The organism is Rhizobium sp. BR 317, assembly GCF_047445835.1.
Taxonomy (GTDB): Bacteria; Pseudomonadota; Alphaproteobacteria; order Rhizobiales; family Rhizobiaceae; genus Rhizobium; species Rhizobium paranaense.
Genome location: NZ_JARWLB010000001.1, coordinates 175,504 through 191,844, shown reverse-complemented (window position 1 = coordinate 191,844; position 16,341 = coordinate 175,504). Strand labels below are relative to the sequence as shown.

The 16,341-nt window shown below is 59.0% G+C and carries 17 protein-coding genes; 9 read left to right on the top strand and 8 right to left on the bottom strand.

Going from position 1 to position 16,341, the window contains the following annotated elements; translation table 11 throughout:
* Positions 1-38: 38 nt before the first annotated feature.
* Both QD357_RS00940 and QD357_RS00935 read right to left on the bottom strand, forming a co-directional pair.
* Positions 39-197 carry a hypothetical protein gene (locus QD357_RS00940; protein WP_181316044.1) on the bottom strand — a complete coding sequence of 53 codons (159 nt, stop codon included), beginning with the start codon at positions 195-197 and terminating at the stop codon, positions 39-41.
* A gap of 131 nt (positions 198-328) precedes the next feature.
* Complete coding sequence (locus QD357_RS00935; protein WP_246451047.1) at positions 329-589, bottom strand: hypothetical protein; 261 nt, start codon at positions 587-589, stop codon at positions 329-331.
* Positions 590-715: 126 nt separating this feature from the next.
* Between QD357_RS00935 and coaD the strand changes: the two genes are divergently transcribed.
* From coaD to QD357_RS00905, 6 genes are all read left to right on the top strand, one after another.
* Positions 716-1,219 (top strand): pantetheine-phosphate adenylyltransferase, encoded by a 504-nt coding sequence (gene coaD, locus QD357_RS00930; protein ID WP_107108146.1) that lies wholly within the window; start codon positions 716-718, stop codon positions 1,217-1,219.
* Between the two features lie 37 nt (positions 1,220-1,256).
* Positions 1,257-1,829 (top strand): peptidylprolyl isomerase, encoded by a 573-nt coding sequence (locus QD357_RS00925; protein ID WP_107108008.1) that lies wholly within the window; start codon positions 1,257-1,259, stop codon positions 1,827-1,829.
* Between the two features lie 27 nt (positions 1,830-1,856).
* Positions 1,857-2,366 (top strand): peptidylprolyl isomerase, encoded by a 510-nt coding sequence (locus QD357_RS00920; RefSeq protein WP_107108009.1) that lies wholly within the window; start codon positions 1,857-1,859, stop codon positions 2,364-2,366.
* Positions 2,367-2,440: 74 nt separating this feature from the next.
* Entirely contained in the window at positions 2,441-3,526 is a 1,086-nt protein-coding gene (gene queA / locus QD357_RS00915) for a tRNA preQ1(34) S-adenosylmethionine ribosyltransferase-isomerase QueA (protein WP_107108010.1), read from the top strand.
* Positions 3,527-3,532: 6 nt separating this feature from the next.
* On the top strand, positions 3,533-4,663 hold the full coding sequence (tgt, locus tag QD357_RS00910) for a tRNA guanosine(34) transglycosylase Tgt (protein ID WP_107108011.1): 1,131 nt from the start codon (positions 3,533-3,535) through the stop codon (positions 4,661-4,663).
* A 333-nt stretch (positions 4,664-4,996) separates the two neighbouring features.
* On the top strand, positions 4,997-5,770 hold the full coding sequence (locus QD357_RS00905; RefSeq protein WP_107108012.1) for a cell wall hydrolase: 774 nt from the start codon (positions 4,997-4,999) through the stop codon (positions 5,768-5,770).
* A gap of 53 nt (positions 5,771-5,823) precedes the next feature.
* Here the strand turns inward: QD357_RS00905 and QD357_RS00900 are convergent, their stop codons facing one another.
* The 6 genes from QD357_RS00900 to QD357_RS00875 form a co-directional block, all read right to left on the bottom strand.
* Entirely contained in the window at positions 5,824-6,249 is a 426-nt protein-coding gene (locus tag QD357_RS00900; RefSeq protein WP_107108013.1) for a DUF4864 domain-containing protein, read from the bottom strand.
* 118 nt (positions 6,250-6,367) lie between these two features.
* Positions 6,368-7,633, bottom strand: coding sequence for a beta-ketoacyl-ACP synthase II (gene fabF, locus QD357_RS00895; RefSeq protein WP_107108014.1), 1,266 nt, complete (start codon positions 7,631-7,633; stop codon positions 6,368-6,370).
* Between the two features lie 20 nt (positions 7,634-7,653).
* Positions 7,654-8,160, bottom strand: coding sequence for a winged helix-turn-helix transcriptional regulator (locus QD357_RS00890; protein WP_107108147.1), 507 nt, complete (start codon positions 8,158-8,160; stop codon positions 7,654-7,656).
* A 236-nt stretch (positions 8,161-8,396) separates the two neighbouring features.
* Positions 8,397-8,969, bottom strand: a complete 573-nt coding sequence (locus QD357_RS00885) for a hypothetical protein (protein ID WP_107108015.1) — start codon at positions 8,967-8,969, stop codon at positions 8,397-8,399.
* A 38-nt stretch (positions 8,970-9,007) separates the two neighbouring features.
* Positions 9,008-10,909: an ABC transporter ATP-binding protein gene (locus QD357_RS00880; RefSeq protein WP_107108016.1), complete on the bottom strand. Its 1,902-nt coding sequence runs from the start codon at positions 10,907-10,909 to the stop codon at positions 9,008-9,010.
* A 2-nt stretch (positions 10,910-10,911) separates the two neighbouring features.
* Positions 10,912-12,801 (bottom strand): ABC transporter ATP-binding protein, encoded by a 1,890-nt coding sequence (locus QD357_RS00875; protein WP_107108017.1) that lies wholly within the window; start codon positions 12,799-12,801, stop codon positions 10,912-10,914.
* A gap of 321 nt (positions 12,802-13,122) precedes the next feature.
* Between QD357_RS00875 and QD357_RS00870 the strand changes: the two genes are divergently transcribed.
* From QD357_RS00870 to QD357_RS00860, 3 genes are all read left to right on the top strand, one after another.
* Positions 13,123-13,782, top strand: a complete 660-nt coding sequence (locus QD357_RS00870) for a dihydrofolate reductase family protein (RefSeq protein WP_107108018.1) — start codon at positions 13,123-13,125, stop codon at positions 13,780-13,782.
* A 250-nt stretch (positions 13,783-14,032) separates the two neighbouring features.
* Positions 14,033-15,109, top strand: a complete 1,077-nt coding sequence (locus QD357_RS00865; protein WP_107108019.1) for a D-alanine--D-alanine ligase family protein — start codon at positions 14,033-14,035, stop codon at positions 15,107-15,109.
* 347 nt (positions 15,110-15,456) lie between these two features.
* Positions 15,457-16,197: a class I SAM-dependent methyltransferase gene (locus tag QD357_RS00860; RefSeq protein WP_107108020.1), complete on the top strand. Its 741-nt coding sequence runs from the start codon at positions 15,457-15,459 to the stop codon at positions 16,195-16,197.
* Positions 16,198-16,341 lie beyond the last annotated feature (144 nt).

Below are 16,341 nucleotides of genomic sequence, written 5' to 3'. Positions count from 1 at the left end.
TCGCTCCCTTCCTCTCGTGGAACTAGCGTTCAGATCCCTTAATACTGGCTGGTGGTAACGAAGGGACGAGCCGAAGCAAAGGGACCGTAGATCTTCGACTGGTCAGGCTTTTGATCATAGAGAGCGATTGTCGCTGCAAGCATTCCCGAAATTACGGTCATCCAAACAACATTAATAAGGGTGATCTTATCGGGCATACTCTGTTTCCTTCTTACCGCAATGAGCAAATCTAAGGTTCGGGCTTTAACGCAGCGGCTGGTGATTGGTTCCGCCTGATGTTGAGCCTCTGTTTACCAACGTCCGTCTGAAGCGACCTTGAATGCCTTGTTCATCTGGCGTTCAGATTCGCGATTTCGCGATGCGTTTTACGCATGGCAATGACGATTTCTTGTGCAGAATTGGTGGTGTCGGCCTGGGGCGCCCATTCTATTTCGTAGTTGTCCGCGAAAAGATGAACGAGGTATTCGACGACGAAAGAGCCGATAATGGCAACTGCAACAATGAGGACCAACATGGCCTGATCTTCCCTAAGCCGGAGGCGGTGGGCCGATGAAAGCGGCCCGTTTCGATGTTGATGCGAATAAAGCATTGTTGATCTGAAACGGGCTTGAACGCCGCATTCATCTGCTGTTCAGAGGCAGCCAAGGGGTTGTAAATGACTTGCGATACCGGCCCATCCGTGACAAAAGGCGTCGAAACAATGGGCCGGTTTGGTATGACGACAGCCTTTTATCCTGGATCCTTCGATCCGATGACCAATGGACATCTGGATGTCCTCGTGCAGGCGCTGAACGTCGCCTCCAAGGTTATCGTCGCGATCGGCATTCATCCTGGCAAGAAACCGCTTTTTTCCTTCGAGGAGCGGGCGGAACTGATCACCCGATCGCTCGCCGAGGCGCTGCCGCAGAAGGTCGGCGATATTTCCGTCGTCGCCTTCGACAATCTGGTGGTCGATGCGGCTCGCAAGCATGGCGCGAGTCTCTTGGTGCGTGGCCTGCGCGACGGCACCGATCTCGACTATGAAATGCAGATGGCGGGCATGAACCGCCAGATGGCGCCCGATATTCAGACCCTGTTTCTGCCGGCCGGCACGGCATCGCGGCCTATAACCGCCACATTGGTGCGGCAGATCGCATCCATGGGCGGCGATGTCAGCGCTTTCGTGCCAGCAGCGGTTCTTGAAGCCCTGATGGGCAAGTTAAAAGATACGGTCCAATAAAAGACTGGCCGAAATTCATCTTCCGAACGGAGCACCCATGAAACTCTTTCATCTCGCATTGGCAGGTTTTCTCAGCCTCGCCGCCTTCGCAGGCAGCGCCTTCTCGGCAGCGGCCGACGATTTTCTGACGATCCAGCTCAAGGATGGTCCCGTCGTCATTCAGTTGATGCCGGATGTTGCTCCGAAGCATGTCGCGCAGATCGAAGCGCTGGCGAAGAAGGGTGCATACGACAACGTCGCCTTCCATCGTGTCATCGACGGCTTCATGGCCCAGACCGGCGACGTGCAGTACGGCAACATGTCGAAGGGCTACAATCCCCAGAAGGCCGGTACCGGCGGCTCCGATATGCCCAACCTTCCGGCTGAGTTCTCCAAGGTTCCGTTCAAGCGCGGCACGGTCGGCATGGCCCGCGCCCAGGATCCGAATTCCGCCAACTCGCAGTTCTTCATCATGTTCGGTGACGGCGACTTCCTGAATGGCCAGTACACGGTCGTCGGCAAGGTCGTTTCCGGCATGGAGCTGGTCGACAAGATCAAGCGCGGCGAAGGCCAGAACGGCGAAGTGAGCAACCCCGACCGCATGGTCAAGGTTACGGTCGGCAAGAAGTAAGATTCGAGAAGAGAAGAGGAAACGAAAATGGCTGAGATCAAGGATCCCGAAAACACCCTCATCCTGGAAACCACCAAGGGTCAGGTCGTCATTCAGTTGCTGCCGCAGGTAGCGCCCGAGCATGTCGCCCGCATCAAGGAACTTGCCCGCGAGAAGGCTTATGACGGCGTCGTTTTCCACCGCGTCATCGACGGCTTCATGGCCCAGACCGGCGACGTTCAGTATGGCAAGCAGGGCAGCGAAAGCTTCAATCCCGGTCGCGCCGGCATGGGCGGCTCCTCCAAGCCGGACCTGAAGGCTGAATTTTCCGCCACGTCGCACATTCGCGGCACCTGCTCGATGGCCCGTTCGCAGAACCCGAACTCGGCCAACTCGCAGTTCTTCATCTGCTTTGCCGATGCTCCGTGGCTGAACAAGCAGTACTCCGTTTGGGGTCAGGTTATCTCCGGCATGGAATTCGTCGACCAGATCAAGCGCGGCGAGCCGGTGCGTGATCCGGATTCGATCGTATCCGCACGGGTTGCCGCCGACGTCTGATCGTGATTATTCCTGAAGCCCGCCTCTCGCGCTTCGGCGTTGGGGGCGGGTTTCGCTTTGCTGAGATTGCCTGAATGCGCGTTGACCTTTTCGATTTCGACCTGCCGGATGAGCGCATTGCGCTGAGGCCCGCCGAGCCGCGCGACAGCGCGCGCCTGCTCGTCGTCGATCCGAATGGTGGTGAAGCGACTCTGCGCGACTATCAGATCCGCGATCTGCCGTCGTTCCTACGACCGGGCGACGCTGTCGTCTTCAATGACACAAAGGTCATCCCGGCTCAGTTGGAAGGCATTCGTCATCGCGATGGCGCGCCCGGCCAGCAGGTGTCGGCGACGCTGCATATGCGCGCGGCACCCGACCGTTGGAAAGCCTTTGCCAAGCCGGGCAAGCGTATCAAGATCGGCGATCGCATCCAGTTCGGCCATGGCGAAAATGTCTGCATCCTTGGTGCACTTGATGCTGTGGTGGAGGAGAAGGGCGAGGGTGGAGAGATCACGCTGCGCTTCGACCTTTCCGGTCCGGCGCTGGATGAGGCGATCGCCACTGTCGGCCATATTCCGCTGCCGCCCTATATCGCTGCCAAGCGCCCCGAGGATGAGCGCGACCGCGCCGACTACCAGACGATCTACGCTCGCGAGGAGGGCGCCGTCGCTGCCCCGACCGCGGGGCTGCATTTCACCCGGTCGCTGTTTGTCGCGCTGGATGCCATGGGCGTCGAGCGGCATTTCGTGACGCTGCATGTCGGCGCCGGCACCTTCCTGCCGGTCAAGGCCGACGACACCGAAGATCACAAGATGCATTTCGAGATCGGCTATGTCGACGCGACGACGGCGACGAAGCTGAATGCCGTGAAGGCGCGGGGAGGGCGCATCGTCTGCGTCGGCACGACCTCGCTCCGCTTGATCGAAAGTGCGGCTGGCGACGATGGAACGATCAAGCCCTGGCATGGCGCGACCGGGATCTTCATCACGCCCGGCTATCGATTCAAGGCGGTCGATCTTTTGATGACCAATTTCCATCTGCCGCGTTCGACGCTGTTCATGCTGGTATCGGCCTTTGCCGGCCTTGATACCATGCGCGCGGCCTACACCCATGCTATTGAGACAGGCTATCGCTTCTATTCCTATGGCGATGGCAGCCTGCTCTACCGGAAAGACTAAGACGAAATGAGCGAGAGCTTTCAGTTCCAGTTGAAGAAGACCGATGGCGGCGCCCGTCTCGGCGAAGTTTCCATGCCGCGCGGCGCGATCCGCACGCCGGCCTTCATGCCGGTCGGTACGGTCGGTACCGTCAAGGCCATGTATCTCGATCAGGTACGCGAGACCGGTGCCGACATCATCCTCGGCAATACCTATCACCTGATGCTCCGCCCGACCGCAGAGCGCGTCGCCCGTCTCGGCGGCCTCCACGAACTGATCCGCTGGCAGCACCCGATCCTAACCGACTCCGGCGGCTTCCAGGTGATGTCGCTCTCCGGCCTGCGCAAGCTTGATGAGAAGGGCGTTACCTTCAAATCGCATGTCGACGGCAGCACGCATCATATGTCGCCGGAGCGTTCGATCGAGATCCAGGGCCTGCTTGGCTCCGACATCCAGATGCAGCTCGACGAATGCGTGGCGCTGCCGGCGACGCCCAAGGAAATCGAGCGCGCGATGGAAATGTCGCTGCGCTGGGCGGAACGCTGCAAGGTGGCTTTCGGCAATCAGCCCGGCAAAGCCATGTTCGGTATCGTGCAGGGCGGTGACGTTCCGGAGCTTCGCGTCCGTTCCGCGCAGGCGCTGAGCGGCATGGACCTCAAGGGTTATGCGGTCGGCGGCCTTGCCGTCGGTGAGCCGCAGGAAGTCATGCTGCGCATGCTCGAGATCACCCTTCCCGAACTGCCGAAGGAGAAGCCGCGTTATCTCATGGGCGTCGGCACCCCGGACGATATTCTGAAATCCGTCGCACGCGGCATCGATATGTTCGATTGCGTGATGCCGACCCGCTCCGGTCGCCACGGCCTGGCCTTCACCCGTCGCGGCAAGGTGAATATCCGCAATGCCCGGCACGCCGAGGACATGCGCCCGCTCGATGATCAATCGAACTGCCCGGCCTCGCGCGACTATTCCCGCGCCTACCTGCACCATCTCGTCCGCGCCAATGAGGCGCTGGGCGGCATGTTGCTTTCCTGGCACAATCTCTCCTACTACCAGGAGCTGATGCAGGGCATCCGCCAGGCGATCGCCGAAGGCCGCTTTGCCGATTTCATGGCCGAGACCCAGGAGAATTGGGCGAGAGGCGATCTGGAGCCGGTGTAAAAATTTTTCGCCGTTGAACGTAAATGCGGCTAATGTCTTCCGTTCGCAGGTTTAAAAAAATAGTAAATTATACCAATAGGGTACGGTGTAATTCTCGATTTTTAAATGAGGAAGTGCGGCGGAAATGTGCCGACCTTTCCCAAGCGGGCCATGATGATGCCGCAATATAAAAGCATTTGGAAAAACAGTGAATCGAAATAAACATCGTTCGCCGATGATAAGATTCGCTGGCCATTTTTTGATGCTTTACGTTTGAAATTCCTTAGAACTTCGGCTACAAAGCATCCCACTTAATCGATAAGGGCTCACTAATAAAATAGGAGGCACCTGCCGTTGAGGGCGCAACGCGCATTGGGGACCTGTCTTTCCGGACTAATTTTTGTCGGATTGGCGGCCACGGGCTGTACGACGGTGGCGAAAGCACCCTCGGCCAGCAACAACTCTTCCAAGTCCATTCGACCGACGAAGGTAACTTACAACTACACCGCAAAAGATCGCGACTGTTTGAAACGGGCCATGTATTTCGAGTCGGAGCACTCGGACCATGCCGGATACCTGGCAGTAGGAACGGTCGTGATGAACAGGTTGACCTCGGGCGCTTATCCGCCGTCAATCTGCGGCGTAGTCTCGCAACAAAGGCAATTTGCGCCGGGAGTCATGACGAGGGTGGTCAGCGATCTGGCCGAACCCGAGCTCGACCAAGCGGCATCGGCGGTTCTCGGCGGACAACGGCATCCGGACGTAAAGGATGCTATGTTCTTCCATACCGAGGGCCTGAAGTTCCCTTACAATAACATGCACTATGTTGCCGTGGCCGGCGGAAACGCTTTCTATGAGAAACGCGGGCAGGACGGGGCACTTGAAACGCCGGCGCCGCTGCCGGCCTATGAAGTTGCGATGAACTACGTGCCTGTGAAAACGGTCGCGACAACGCAATTTCCGATTTTGTTGCCAACTGCAGACCAGATCCCGATCCCAAAGCCGGATCCGATGACGACTGCAAGTATCAGCGCAACGCCAACGTCTAGCGTAGCCGTTCCCTTACCCCGGCCTGCGTTTGATGGGGCGACGGTTCAGCCCGTCAGTTTCATCAAGGCGGGCGGCTAAAGCTCATCTAAGCGTGATGGGGATTTGATCGATGTTAGCAGACGCAACTCCGGTCAAATTCCCTCGCTCGTCGTGTTCGGCAGGATCTGCACGCCGTTTATCTTGTAACTGCCATCGGGCTGATGGGTGATCTGATAGATCGCCGTCCAGTCCTTGCCGTCCGTGCCGGTGATCAGCACTTCCTGATAGACGACAGCGCCGTTGTCGAGGGCGCGGCTCTTGCCGAAGGCGTAGTTGCCGGGATGGTAGACCGGCTGATAGCTTCTCTTCACCATTGCGAAGAAGGTGTCCTTATCCGGAAAGAGCGCCTGGATGTCGGGTGCAGCGAAGGAATAGGCCGAAGCCGCATCATCGCGCAGGAAAGCTTCGATCTGTTGCTGAATCAGCGTCTGGGCCGACTGCACCGGATCTTCCGCTCGTGCGGCCGGCGCGAAGGCGAGGGTGATGCAGAAGGCGGCTGCGAGAGATAAGGCGCGCATGGACGATCTCCGGCAATATCCGGGAGAGCATAGCGCGCTTTGAGCCTTCGCAGAAGGGACGACTGAGGGGCGCCGGCATCAGCGCCTATGGTCCGATGGTCGCCGAAGCCAAGCCCGACTAATGCCAGCGGCGGAACAGAGCGCTGGCATTCACGCCACCGAACCCGAAACCGTTGGAAATGGCATATTCCATTGCCATCGGTCGCGCGGTCGCGCCGACAATATCGATGCCCTGAGCCGCCGCGTCCGCCTCCTGCAGATTGCGAGTTGGAGGCGCAATCTGATCGCGCAATGCCATGATGGTGAAGACCGCTTCCAGGCCGCCGGCCGCACCCAGAAGATGGCCCGTCGCCGCCTTCGTGCCGCTGACGGCGATGCCGCCATCGCGGCCGAACACCGTCTTGATCGCCTCCATCTCGCCGCGGTCGCCAACCGGTGTGGAGGTGGCATGCGCGTTGAGATGCTGGACCTCACCGGGCGAAATGCGGGCTTGAGAAAGAGCCGCCAGCATCGCCCGGCGCGCACCGTCGCCATCTTCCGGGCCGGCTGTCATATGATAGGCATCGGCGGCGGTACCGTAGCCGACGAGTTCGGCAAGCGGGACAGCGCCGCGCGCCAGAGCATGGTCCAGCGTCTCGATCACCAGCATGCCGGCGCCTTCGCCCATGACGAAACCGTCGCGGCCGACGTCGAAGGGACGGGAGGCTTCTTCGGGTCGGTTGCTGAAGCCGGTGGAGAGTGCGCGCGCCGCCGCAAAGCCGCCGAGGCTGACCTTGTCGATGCAGGCCTCCGCACCGCCGCAGATCGCCACATCGGCTTCGCCGGCACGGATGAGCCGCGCCGCATCGCCGATCGCCTGGACGCTTGCCGCACAGGCCGTCACCGGCGCGCCGAGCGGCCCCTTGTAGCCATAGCGGATGCTGACCTGGCCGGCCGCCAGATTGACGAGGAAGGAGGGGACGGTGAAGGGCGAGAGCCGCCGCACGCCGCGCGTCTCGGCAGTGCGTACAGCATCGGCGATCGCCGGAAAGCCGCCGATGCCGGAGGCGATGACCGTGGCAGTGCGTTCTAGCTCTTCGGGATTGGTCGGCTGCCAACCGGCTTGTTTGATCGCTTCTTCGGCGGCCGCCATGGCGAAGAGGATGAAGCGATCCATCTTCTTCTGGTCTTTCACCGGCACGTAGCGATCGACATCGAAGCCGGCTTCGCTATCCTCTTCCAGGGTCGGTACGACACCACCGACCTTGGCGGCAAGATCGCCGACCATTGTCTCCGGCAGAAGCCTAAGACCCGAGCGTCCTTCGATCAGCCGCTTCCAGGCGGCGTCGACACCGACGCCCAGTGGCGAAACCAGGCCCATGCCCGTTACGACGATTCGATCCATAGTCGGGTACTCCTATTTTATCAGGCGTCGAAGCCCAGGAACCAAGCCTTCATCTGCGCTATCCGTTCGTGGACAGCCTCATCGGCCGCCGGTCCGGGCACCAGAATCGTGTCTTCGGGATGAAAGGCGCGTCCGGTCACGCGGTCGATCAGAAGGGGATCGCGATCCTCGCCCGTCGCCGGGTCGGCCAGACGCATTGCCACTTCCCCGGGCGGCAAATGCCGGTTGCCCCAGGTAAACAGCGCCATGAGAACAGGAAAGAAGTCGCGCCCCTTTTCTGTCAGCACATATTCGTAGCGCGGCGGCCGCTCGCTGTAGAGGCGGCGCTCGAACAAACCTTCATCCGTCAGATGTTTTAGCCGGCGCGTGAGGATATTCGGCGCAACGCCAAGATTCTTCTGGAATTCATCAAACCGCGTCAGCCCCTGCAGCGCATCGCGCAGGATCAAAATGCTCCACCAATCGCCGACGCTTTCAAGCGCACGGGCGGCGGGACATTTGAAGGCACTGAAGCTTGTTCTCTGCATGGCCGAGGCGAATAGCATGAGTGACTATCATCATGCAAGTCACTAGGCTCGAGTGGCGCGGTGTCCCGCTGCACAGCGTAAATACCGAAAATAGCCTAGCCGGCCCAAAGCCGAGATTCCGGCCACGTAAAAGAACATATTATGGACCTCGCATTTGCGAGGATGGCAGACGGAAATGCACCTAAAAAAGCTCTATTCTGGCAATCCACCTAACCGCGTCCGCCACTTTCCATTCCTCAGCCATCTCCTGAATCATGCAAGTCGGCTCCGCTTTTTGCCGAAGGCGCAATGCCACCAATGCCCATGGGTGAACCGTATGTTGCCAATTCCGCGTCTTGCGGAGATGCGTGAACGTCTGCAATGGGCTTGAGTTTTCCTTGGTATCTGAAGGAAATGAGAAAAATATAGATCAATAATAAGAGAAACGGTGTTGAGCGGACAATGCCGAGCCAAATCTCGGTTGGCGCATACAGAGCTAAGAATGCGTCTAGCGTTGCTAACACCAATGCCCAGGCAAAAAGCATCAAGTAGATTTCGCGCCACACCTCATCCGCAAATAATGAGCTTTTCTCGAACAATATTGTTCTGGCAAGGGATCTCCAGAAGGCAAGCATGAGGAAGATCAGTGCGAAATATGTGGCTCGCAAGACCGGTTCGAGCTTTATGCCGAATTCCGTAAGTCCGAAGAAGTGTTGAAATATCTGATCTGGAGCGCCGTTAAATATTACTCCTCCAATGAGTACGATCTGAAAAACTCTCCACAGTATCGACAGCGACGCTTTTGCATAGCGTCTGAAAAATGTGATCAACTCTTAAATCTCCATGTGTTCGGTTTTAAAAGGAATTGCTAGGTACGCGATTCCACTGGCACAGATGCCACGACTTCCTCTTCGGGAATATCGTCGAACGAGGCGTAGTTGAGATTATAGAGCTTCGAATAGAGCTTGCCGTTGGCCATGAGCTGATTGTGATTGCCGCTCTCGATCAACTGGCCGTTCTGCAGCACGATGATCCGATCAGCCTCGCGGATGGTGGCGAGGCGATGGGCAATGACGAGGCCGGTGCGTCCCTCGAGCAGCTTCACCAGCGCCTTCTGGATCAGCATTTCGGTGTAACTGTCGATATTCGCTGTGGCTTCGTCGAGCACGAGTATTTTCGCGTCGGCGATGAGGGCGCGCGCAAAGCTGACGAGCTGGCGCTGGCCGAGCGACAGGCCACCGCCACGCTCGCCGAGAACGGTGTCGTAGCCGTCGGCAAGCCGCATGATGAACTCATGCGCGCCCACTGCCTTTGCAGCCTCGATGATCTCCTCACGCGTCGCCTCGGCTTTGTTGTAGCGAATGTTCTCCAGCACGGTGCCCGTGAATAGGAATGGCTCTTGCAGCACCATGGCGATCTGTCGGCCAAGCGAATCCTGGGTGAGGGAGCGCACGTCATGGCCGCCAACGAGCACCTGTCCCTGCTGCACGTCGTAGAAACGATGGATCAGGGCCATGGAGCTTGACTTGCCTGAGCCGGTCGGCCCGATCAGCGCCACGGTCTCACCGGGATTGACCTTGAAGCTGACATTCTTCAGCACCGGATGCTTCGAATTATAGCCGAAGACGACATCGCGGAATTCGACCGAGCCGTCCATATCAGACGACAGCACCTTGGCATCAGGCGCATCCTGGATGTCGATCGGCACGTCAAGCACATCCGTCAGCCGCTGGCCGGAGGCCATGGCGCGCTGCATGACGGAATATTGCATGGTGAGCGAGCGGATAGGGTCGAAGAAGCGCTGAATGTAGAACAGGAAGGCGACCATGACGCCGACATCGAGCCGATGGTTCAGTACCATCGACCCGCCAACGATGATGACGATGGCCATGGCCATGCCCGTCAGCGTATCGACGATCGGCACCATGATCTGTGCGTATCTCGCCGCAGTCAGATGCGCCTTGAGATTGGTATAGGCCTTATCGTCGAAGAGGCCGAAATTGACGCTCTGCCGGTGCATGCCTTGAACGGCGCGTACGCCGTGGATCGCCTCGGCCAATGCGCCGCTGGTGACGGAATTTGTCTCGTGCGCGTTCATGAAAGCGACACGCGCCTTCGGCAGCCAGAAAAGACGGACAACGAAGAGGATAGGCATGACCGACAGCGTCAGCAGACCAAGCCGGAAATCGAGCAACAGCATGACGACGATGATGCCGAAGAGCAGGGCAATATCGCCGACGGAAAGCACTGATGTTTCAAGGAATTCCTGCATGGAGTTGACGTCGCCCTGCAGGCGTGACATCAGCCGCCCGACCTCGGTCTTGTCCATGAAGGAGAGCGATATCCGCTGAATATGCGCGAACATCGCCCGGCGGATATCGAAGAGCACTTCTTCCGCTACCTCGCCGACAAAGGTCTCCTGCACGTAGCTTGCAGCGTAGTTGACGAGAATAGCTGCGGCGAAGATCGCCAAGGCCAGCCAAAGTGCCGAATAATTGACAGCGCCAGCCGCCATCCCATGGTCGATCGCATAGCGGATAACGAGCGGGATGATGATCTGCGACCCGGTGAAGAGAAGCACGGCGCCGACCGAGATGTAGATCTGGCGGCGATAGGGGCCGACGAAGCTCCAAATGCGGCGGATGATCTTGCCATCGAAGACCTTGCCGAAAATCTCTTCCTCGACGCGATGGGAGCCGACCACGGCGCGGGGAGGGCGCCGCCCGTCCTCGCGCACGTCGTTGCGCTCGGTTTCCATGGTTTCCGACATTGTCAGGCCTTCCTTTTCGCCTCGGCGACCCTGTCGCTAGACACTTTCGCGTCGTCGTCGTCCGGGCGAACCTGCAGGTCGTACAGCGCCTTGTACCGTCCCCCGGCGGCCAAAAGCTGCTCATGGGTTCCGCGCTCGACAATCTCACCGTCTTCGATAAACAGGATCTGGTCGGCATGCATCAGCGAGCTCAGCCGATGGGCGACAATGAGGGTCACCCGGTCGCGGGCAAAACGCTTCATGGCGCTGCGGATGCGTTGCTCGGTTGCCGCGTCGATCGCCGCGGTGGAATCGTCGAACACCATCACTGCCGGCTTCAGCATCAGCGTACGCGCGATCGTCAAACGCTGGCGTTGGCCACCGGAAAGCGACACGCCGCGTTCGCCGACGACGGTGGTATAGCCGGCCGGCAGGCCGAGAATATAGTTGTGCAGTTGTGCGGATTCGGCGGCGCGCTCGATGCGCTGTTCCTTCGCCCAGGGATCGCCATAGGCGATATTGTTTTCGATGCTGGTGGTGAACAGGAAGGAGTCCTGCTGCACGACGGCAACCGACTGGCGCAGCGATTGCAGCGTCGCCTTGCGGATGTCCTGGCCATCGATAGTGATGCGGCCGGATGTGACGTCATAGAAGCGCGGAATCAGGTGGGCAATGGTGGATTTGCCGCTGCCGGGTGGGCCGACGATGCCGATCGTCTCGCCGCGCCGCGCCTCGAAGCTGATATTCCTGAGGACGGGGCGCTTTTCCGGGCCGGGATAGGTGAAGCCGACATTTTCGAAGCGCAGAACGCCGTCCTTGACGACAAGCGGCTTGGCGTCCGGAGCATCCTTGATGGCGATGTCGAGGTCGAGCAGAGCGAACAGCCGCGACCCGCAGGTCGAAGCGCGGGCAAATGCGTTGACCATCAGGCCGAGCTGGCGCACCGGCATCTGCAGAATGGTCATGAAGGTCAGGAATGAGGCGAGGGTACCGACGCTAATCTCGCCCGCAATCACCTTGCTGCCGCCGACCCACAATATGAGGCCCATGGCTGCGAAAAAGGAAAAGTTCATGGCGCTGGTATTGGCGACGCGGATGCCGACGCGTTTGTGGGCGAGGGTAAGCGCATTGTGCGACGCCCTGTCGAACTTCATCAGTTCATGGGCCTGTGCGGCGAACGCGCGCACGACGCGAATGCCGCCAAGGTTCTCTTCCATCACGCGGGTCAGCACCGAAAGCCGTTCCTGGAGGTCGAGCCAGGTCGCACGCAATCTTAGCTGCGTCACGGAGGAGCGCCAGGCAACGAAGGGCACGAAGCTCAGTGCCAGAAGCCCAAGCAGGACATCCGTCGACAGCAGCATATAGGCGCCAACGCCGATCAGCATGGTGAGCAGTATCATGCGTACCAGCGCCGTCGAAAAATACATGCGCACGCCTTCGAGATCCAAAAGGCCGACGGTGATGAGATCGCCCGAATGCACCTTGTCGTGGAAGCTGAAGGAGAGCTGCTGGATCTTTTCGTAGCAAGCGAGCCGCAACTCATAGCCCATATGGTGCCCGACAGATTCGCTGTAATAGTTCTGCACCATCGTGAAAAGGCCACGCATGATGCTGACGACCAGCAGAAGCAAAGCGGTGGTCACCAGCGCGTTTTCCGCGAGCTGGCCGGCCGCGCCGCCGGCAATCACCGTTTGCGTCTGGTCTACTGCACGGCCGAGCAGGCGTGGGATCAGGAGCTGAAGCGTCGCCGCAACGAACGTCGAGCCGATCGCCAGACCGGTTTGCCAGGGATGGCGTAGCGTCATATGCGTGATCCGCACGATGGTGGAGAGACCTCGACCCCAACCAGCCGCATTGACATGCGCCAACGAAGCCAATGGCTTCGCCGCGCTTCTTGATGAATCGCTGCTCACGCTCTTATCCAGGCATTTTTGAACGAGGCGGGCCCGAAATCGGGTTCGGATCGCAAAGGGAACATTGGTAGGACGAATGTCGCCGATTCCAGCCCGTCATTCAAGAGTCAATTGGTCACAAGTGCCACCTGGGCGTTAGATTGCGTGTTCGGTGATGAGGGTGTTCGGCTATGCCGCGGCGCCGCGAATTTGCGCTCGGACATGGGGCTAGCGCGGCAGGGATTGCCGACGAAGAGTTTCAGACAAAATTCCAAGCTCCTGTCGGTTTCACCCGAGGAGAAACGTCCTCGGATCGACAAACCCAAATCCAAGGAGAACATCATGCGCAGGATCATCGCAGCCACATTCGTCAGCCTCGACGGCGTCATGCAGGCGCCGGGCGCTCCGGAAGAAGATCCAACCGGCGGCGGATTCCAGTTCGGCGGCTGGACGTTCCACTATTTCGACGAAGCAACAGGTGCGGCCTTGGATCAGATATTCGACAAGCCGTTCGATCTGCTGCTTGGCCGCAAGACCTACGACATTTTTGCCGCACATTGGCCCTATGCCGGCGAAGACGATCCCATCGCCGTGTTGTTCAACAAGGTCACAAAATATGTTGCGACCCGCGGCGACACCGCACTTGACTGGAATAACAGTCGATCACTCGGCACTGACGTTCCGGCAGCGCTGACCGAGCTTAAGAAAGGCGAGGGGCCGGATCTTCTGATCCAGGGGAGCAGCGATCTCATTCAGACCTTGCTTCGCCACGGATTGATCGATGAATACACCGTGCTGATCTTCCCTCTGCTGCTCGGCAAGGGCAAAAAGCTTTTCGGCGAAGGAACGGTTCCGGCCGCGCTGAAACTCATCCGCTCCCAATCCTTTCCGAGCGGCGTCATCATGGCAACTTATCAGCCGGCCGGCGATATCAAGACCGGTTCCTTTGCCCTTAAGGACCCGTCCGAGGCCGAGCTTCGGCGCCGAGAAAGCTTGAAGTAGCCGGCCAATGACTCGGGATCCCGCCAGCCCTACGTCCGTCGGGCATGGCGGGGTGACCGGAATATTCGGCAACGACTGGAATGGCGTTTGATCCGGCACGCGACGGACGGCAAGGGGCGGATTTTGCCGTACTTCAGCCGGAAACATCGGTGATGACGATGCGGCCTGCCACTTCCACCGCATTTTCGCCAGCCACGGCATTGCGGTCGTCTTTCGCCTCTCGCAACCCGAACCATTCCGGAGAACATTTATGACAGACGCCGCAGCATCCTCGAAACTGCGCATCGCCTTGCTTTTCGGCGGGCGCTCCGCCGAGCACGCAGTCTCGGTGCTGTCTGGGACGAATGTCATGCGTGCTCTGCAGCCCGCCAAATATGATGCCGTGCCTATCTTCGTCACCCGCGAGGGCAAGTGGCTCTTGAGCTCCTTCGAAGACGGCAAACTATCGACGCCGGAGAGCGGGACGGAGGTTTGCCTTGTGCCCGGTGGACGCGGACGAATGATTGCGCTTCCGGCCGCCGACAGCGCCTACGAAATGCCGAAGATCGATATCCTGTTTCCTGTCCTGCATGGACCGCATGGCGAGGATGGTTCGGCCCAGGGACTTGCGGAAGTCGCCCGTGTGCCGCTGGTGGGCTGCGGCATTCTCGGCTCTGCCGCAGCTCTGGACAAGGACATCGCCAAGCGGCTCCTGAAGGAGGTGGGGCTGGCGACAGCGCATTCCGTCACCATTCTAGAAGACAGCCGGCCCTCCTTCGCTGATCTGGAACGCAGCCTCGGGCTACCCGTCTTCATCAAACCGGCGCGGCAGGGGTCCTCTGTTGGCGTCAGCAAGGTTACGACGGCCGGCGAGTATGAAGCGGCGCTGGTTGAAGGCTTCAAGCATGACCGCAAGCTGCTTGCGGAGGAGTTCATCCGCGGCCGCGAGATCGAGTGCAGTGTGCTCGAGGATACGGCAGGCAATCTCTTCGTTTCGCGTCCCGGCGAAATCGTGCCGGCGGAAAGCCACGGTTTCTACAGCTACGACGCAAAGTATATCGACGAGAAAGGTGCGGCTTTGAAAGTGCCGGCCGAGCTGCCGGAGGAGCTCGAGCGCCGGATCCGTGAGATGGCTGGCAGGGCTTTTCGGGCCGTTGGCTGCGATGGCATGGCGCGCGTTGATTTCTTCCTGACCGCGGACATGCAGTTTCTCATCAACGAGCTGAACACGATCCCTGGATTTACCGATATCAGCATGTATTCCAAAGCCATGGCAGCGAGCGGCGTCAGCTACGCTGAAACCATCGACCGGCTTGTGGCGCACGGGCTCGCACGCGCCGCTCGATAAGCATGGCGCCGTGCCGCCGCAAATCCTCTGAATTTCTTGCGGCGGTTGACAATCAATGGGCGAAAAAAGGCTCGAAATGCCTATCTTGGAGGGTAGGGGATCGGGTTCCCTCGTACAAATGTGCGGTCTTATATTGACTGTGGAACCCCTTCATTTCACTGCGCTTATGGCGCCCCGATAGGATCAACGCCGTACAATGAATGCACAACGGGCTGGGATATCTGGTTCTAGTTGTGTTATCCTCCAAATACCAAGGATCCATCTACCGTTGGCTGCAACTGGTCTGATGCCCCTTAAGGACCTTGGAAATACCTGGACGCATTAGGTCAAGCTGGGAGGAAACCGGGATGACCCATGATGCGCGTTTGACGCGTGAGCGCGACTTTCACAATGAACGCTTTGGTGCTGTTGAAGAACGCAAGCAGGACTCGTTCTATTTCGCCGCCCAGCCCGCTATGGACGCCTATTGGCGGCTGGCCAGGGCCGCTTGCCCGGGAAGAGAAGTACTGGAATACGGATGCTCAAACGGTATGAGCAGCATCGGTCTCGCTCGTTTCGCCAAGCGGATCACCGGTATCGACATTTCGGATGTCGCTGTTCAGCAGGCCACGAATGCGGCGGTTCGCCGTGGAATCAGCAACGTGACGTTCCAGGTCGACAATGCGGAGAACATGAATCTGCCATCAGCGGGTTTCGACGTCGTCTTCGGTAGCGGTATCCTGCACCATCTCGTCCTGGAAAAAGCGCTTGGCGAAGTCCGACGCGTGCTGCGCCCGGGCGGCAAGGCCTTCTTCTTTGAGCCACTCGGCCATAACCCTGTGATCAATCTCTATCGCAATTGGACGCCCACGGCGCGCACCGTCGACGAACACCCATTGTTGAAATCCGACTTCGAGATCGTGCGCAAACATTTCTCGAATTGCGATTTGGAATTCTTTGCGCTTGCTACGCTTGCCTCCATTCCGTTTCGCAGAAGCCCGCTCGGCGCCGCGATCCGGGCGGTCGGCAAGCAGATCGACATGCCGCTGCTGAAAATCCCCGGCGCCAAATGGCAGGCCTGGATTGTCGTTATGGCCTTGGAAGCATAAGCGGTCTGCCAAGCGACTGAAGTTCCGACCTGCCGTTACCGTAGCTGCTCAATCAATCTACGAACGTCCGGCGATCGGCGAGGGTTGGCTGCGAATAACATCAAGACATGCCAAAATCGCTAAAGTGAAGCCATTGAAATCATT

Excerpts from the sequence above, each read along its gene's own strand:
- QD357_RS00940 (WP_181316044.1), bottom strand. The coding sequence starts at position 197 with ATGCCCGATAAGATCACCCTTATTAATGTTGTTTGGATGACCGTAATT.
- QD357_RS00935 (WP_246451047.1), bottom strand. The coding sequence starts at position 589 with ATGCTTTATTCGCATCAACATCGAAACGGGCCGCTTTCATCGGCCCAC.
- coaD (WP_107108146.1), top strand. The coding sequence starts at position 716 with ATGACGACAGCCTTTTATCCTGGATCCTTCGATCCGATGACCAATGGA.
- QD357_RS00925 (WP_107108008.1), top strand. The coding sequence starts at position 1,257 with ATGAAACTCTTTCATCTCGCATTGGCAGGTTTTCTCAGCCTCGCCGCC.
- QD357_RS00920 (WP_107108009.1), top strand. The coding sequence starts at position 1,857 with ATGGCTGAGATCAAGGATCCCGAAAACACCCTCATCCTGGAAACCACC.
- queA (WP_107108010.1), top strand. The coding sequence starts at position 2,441 with ATGCGCGTTGACCTTTTCGATTTCGACCTGCCGGATGAGCGCATTGCG.
- tgt (WP_107108011.1), top strand. The coding sequence starts at position 3,533 with ATGAGCGAGAGCTTTCAGTTCCAGTTGAAGAAGACCGATGGCGGCGCC.
- QD357_RS00900 (WP_107108013.1), bottom strand. The coding sequence starts at position 6,249 with ATGCGCGCCTTATCTCTCGCAGCCGCCTTCTGCATCACCCTCGCCTTC.
- fabF (WP_107108014.1), bottom strand. The coding sequence starts at position 7,633 with ATGGATCGAATCGTCGTAACGGGCATGGGCCTGGTTTCGCCACTGGGC.
- QD357_RS00890 (WP_107108147.1), bottom strand. The coding sequence starts at position 8,160 with ATGCAGAGAACAAGCTTCAGTGCCTTCAAATGTCCCGCCGCCCGTGCG.
- QD357_RS00880 (WP_107108016.1), bottom strand. The coding sequence starts at position 10,909 with ATGTCGGAAACCATGGAAACCGAGCGCAACGACGTGCGCGAGGACGGG.
- QD357_RS00870 (WP_107108018.1), top strand. The coding sequence starts at position 13,123 with ATGCGCAGGATCATCGCAGCCACATTCGTCAGCCTCGACGGCGTCATG.
- QD357_RS00865 (WP_107108019.1), top strand. The coding sequence starts at position 14,033 with ATGACAGACGCCGCAGCATCCTCGAAACTGCGCATCGCCTTGCTTTTC.
- QD357_RS00860 (WP_107108020.1), top strand. The coding sequence starts at position 15,457 with ATGACCCATGATGCGCGTTTGACGCGTGAGCGCGACTTTCACAATGAA.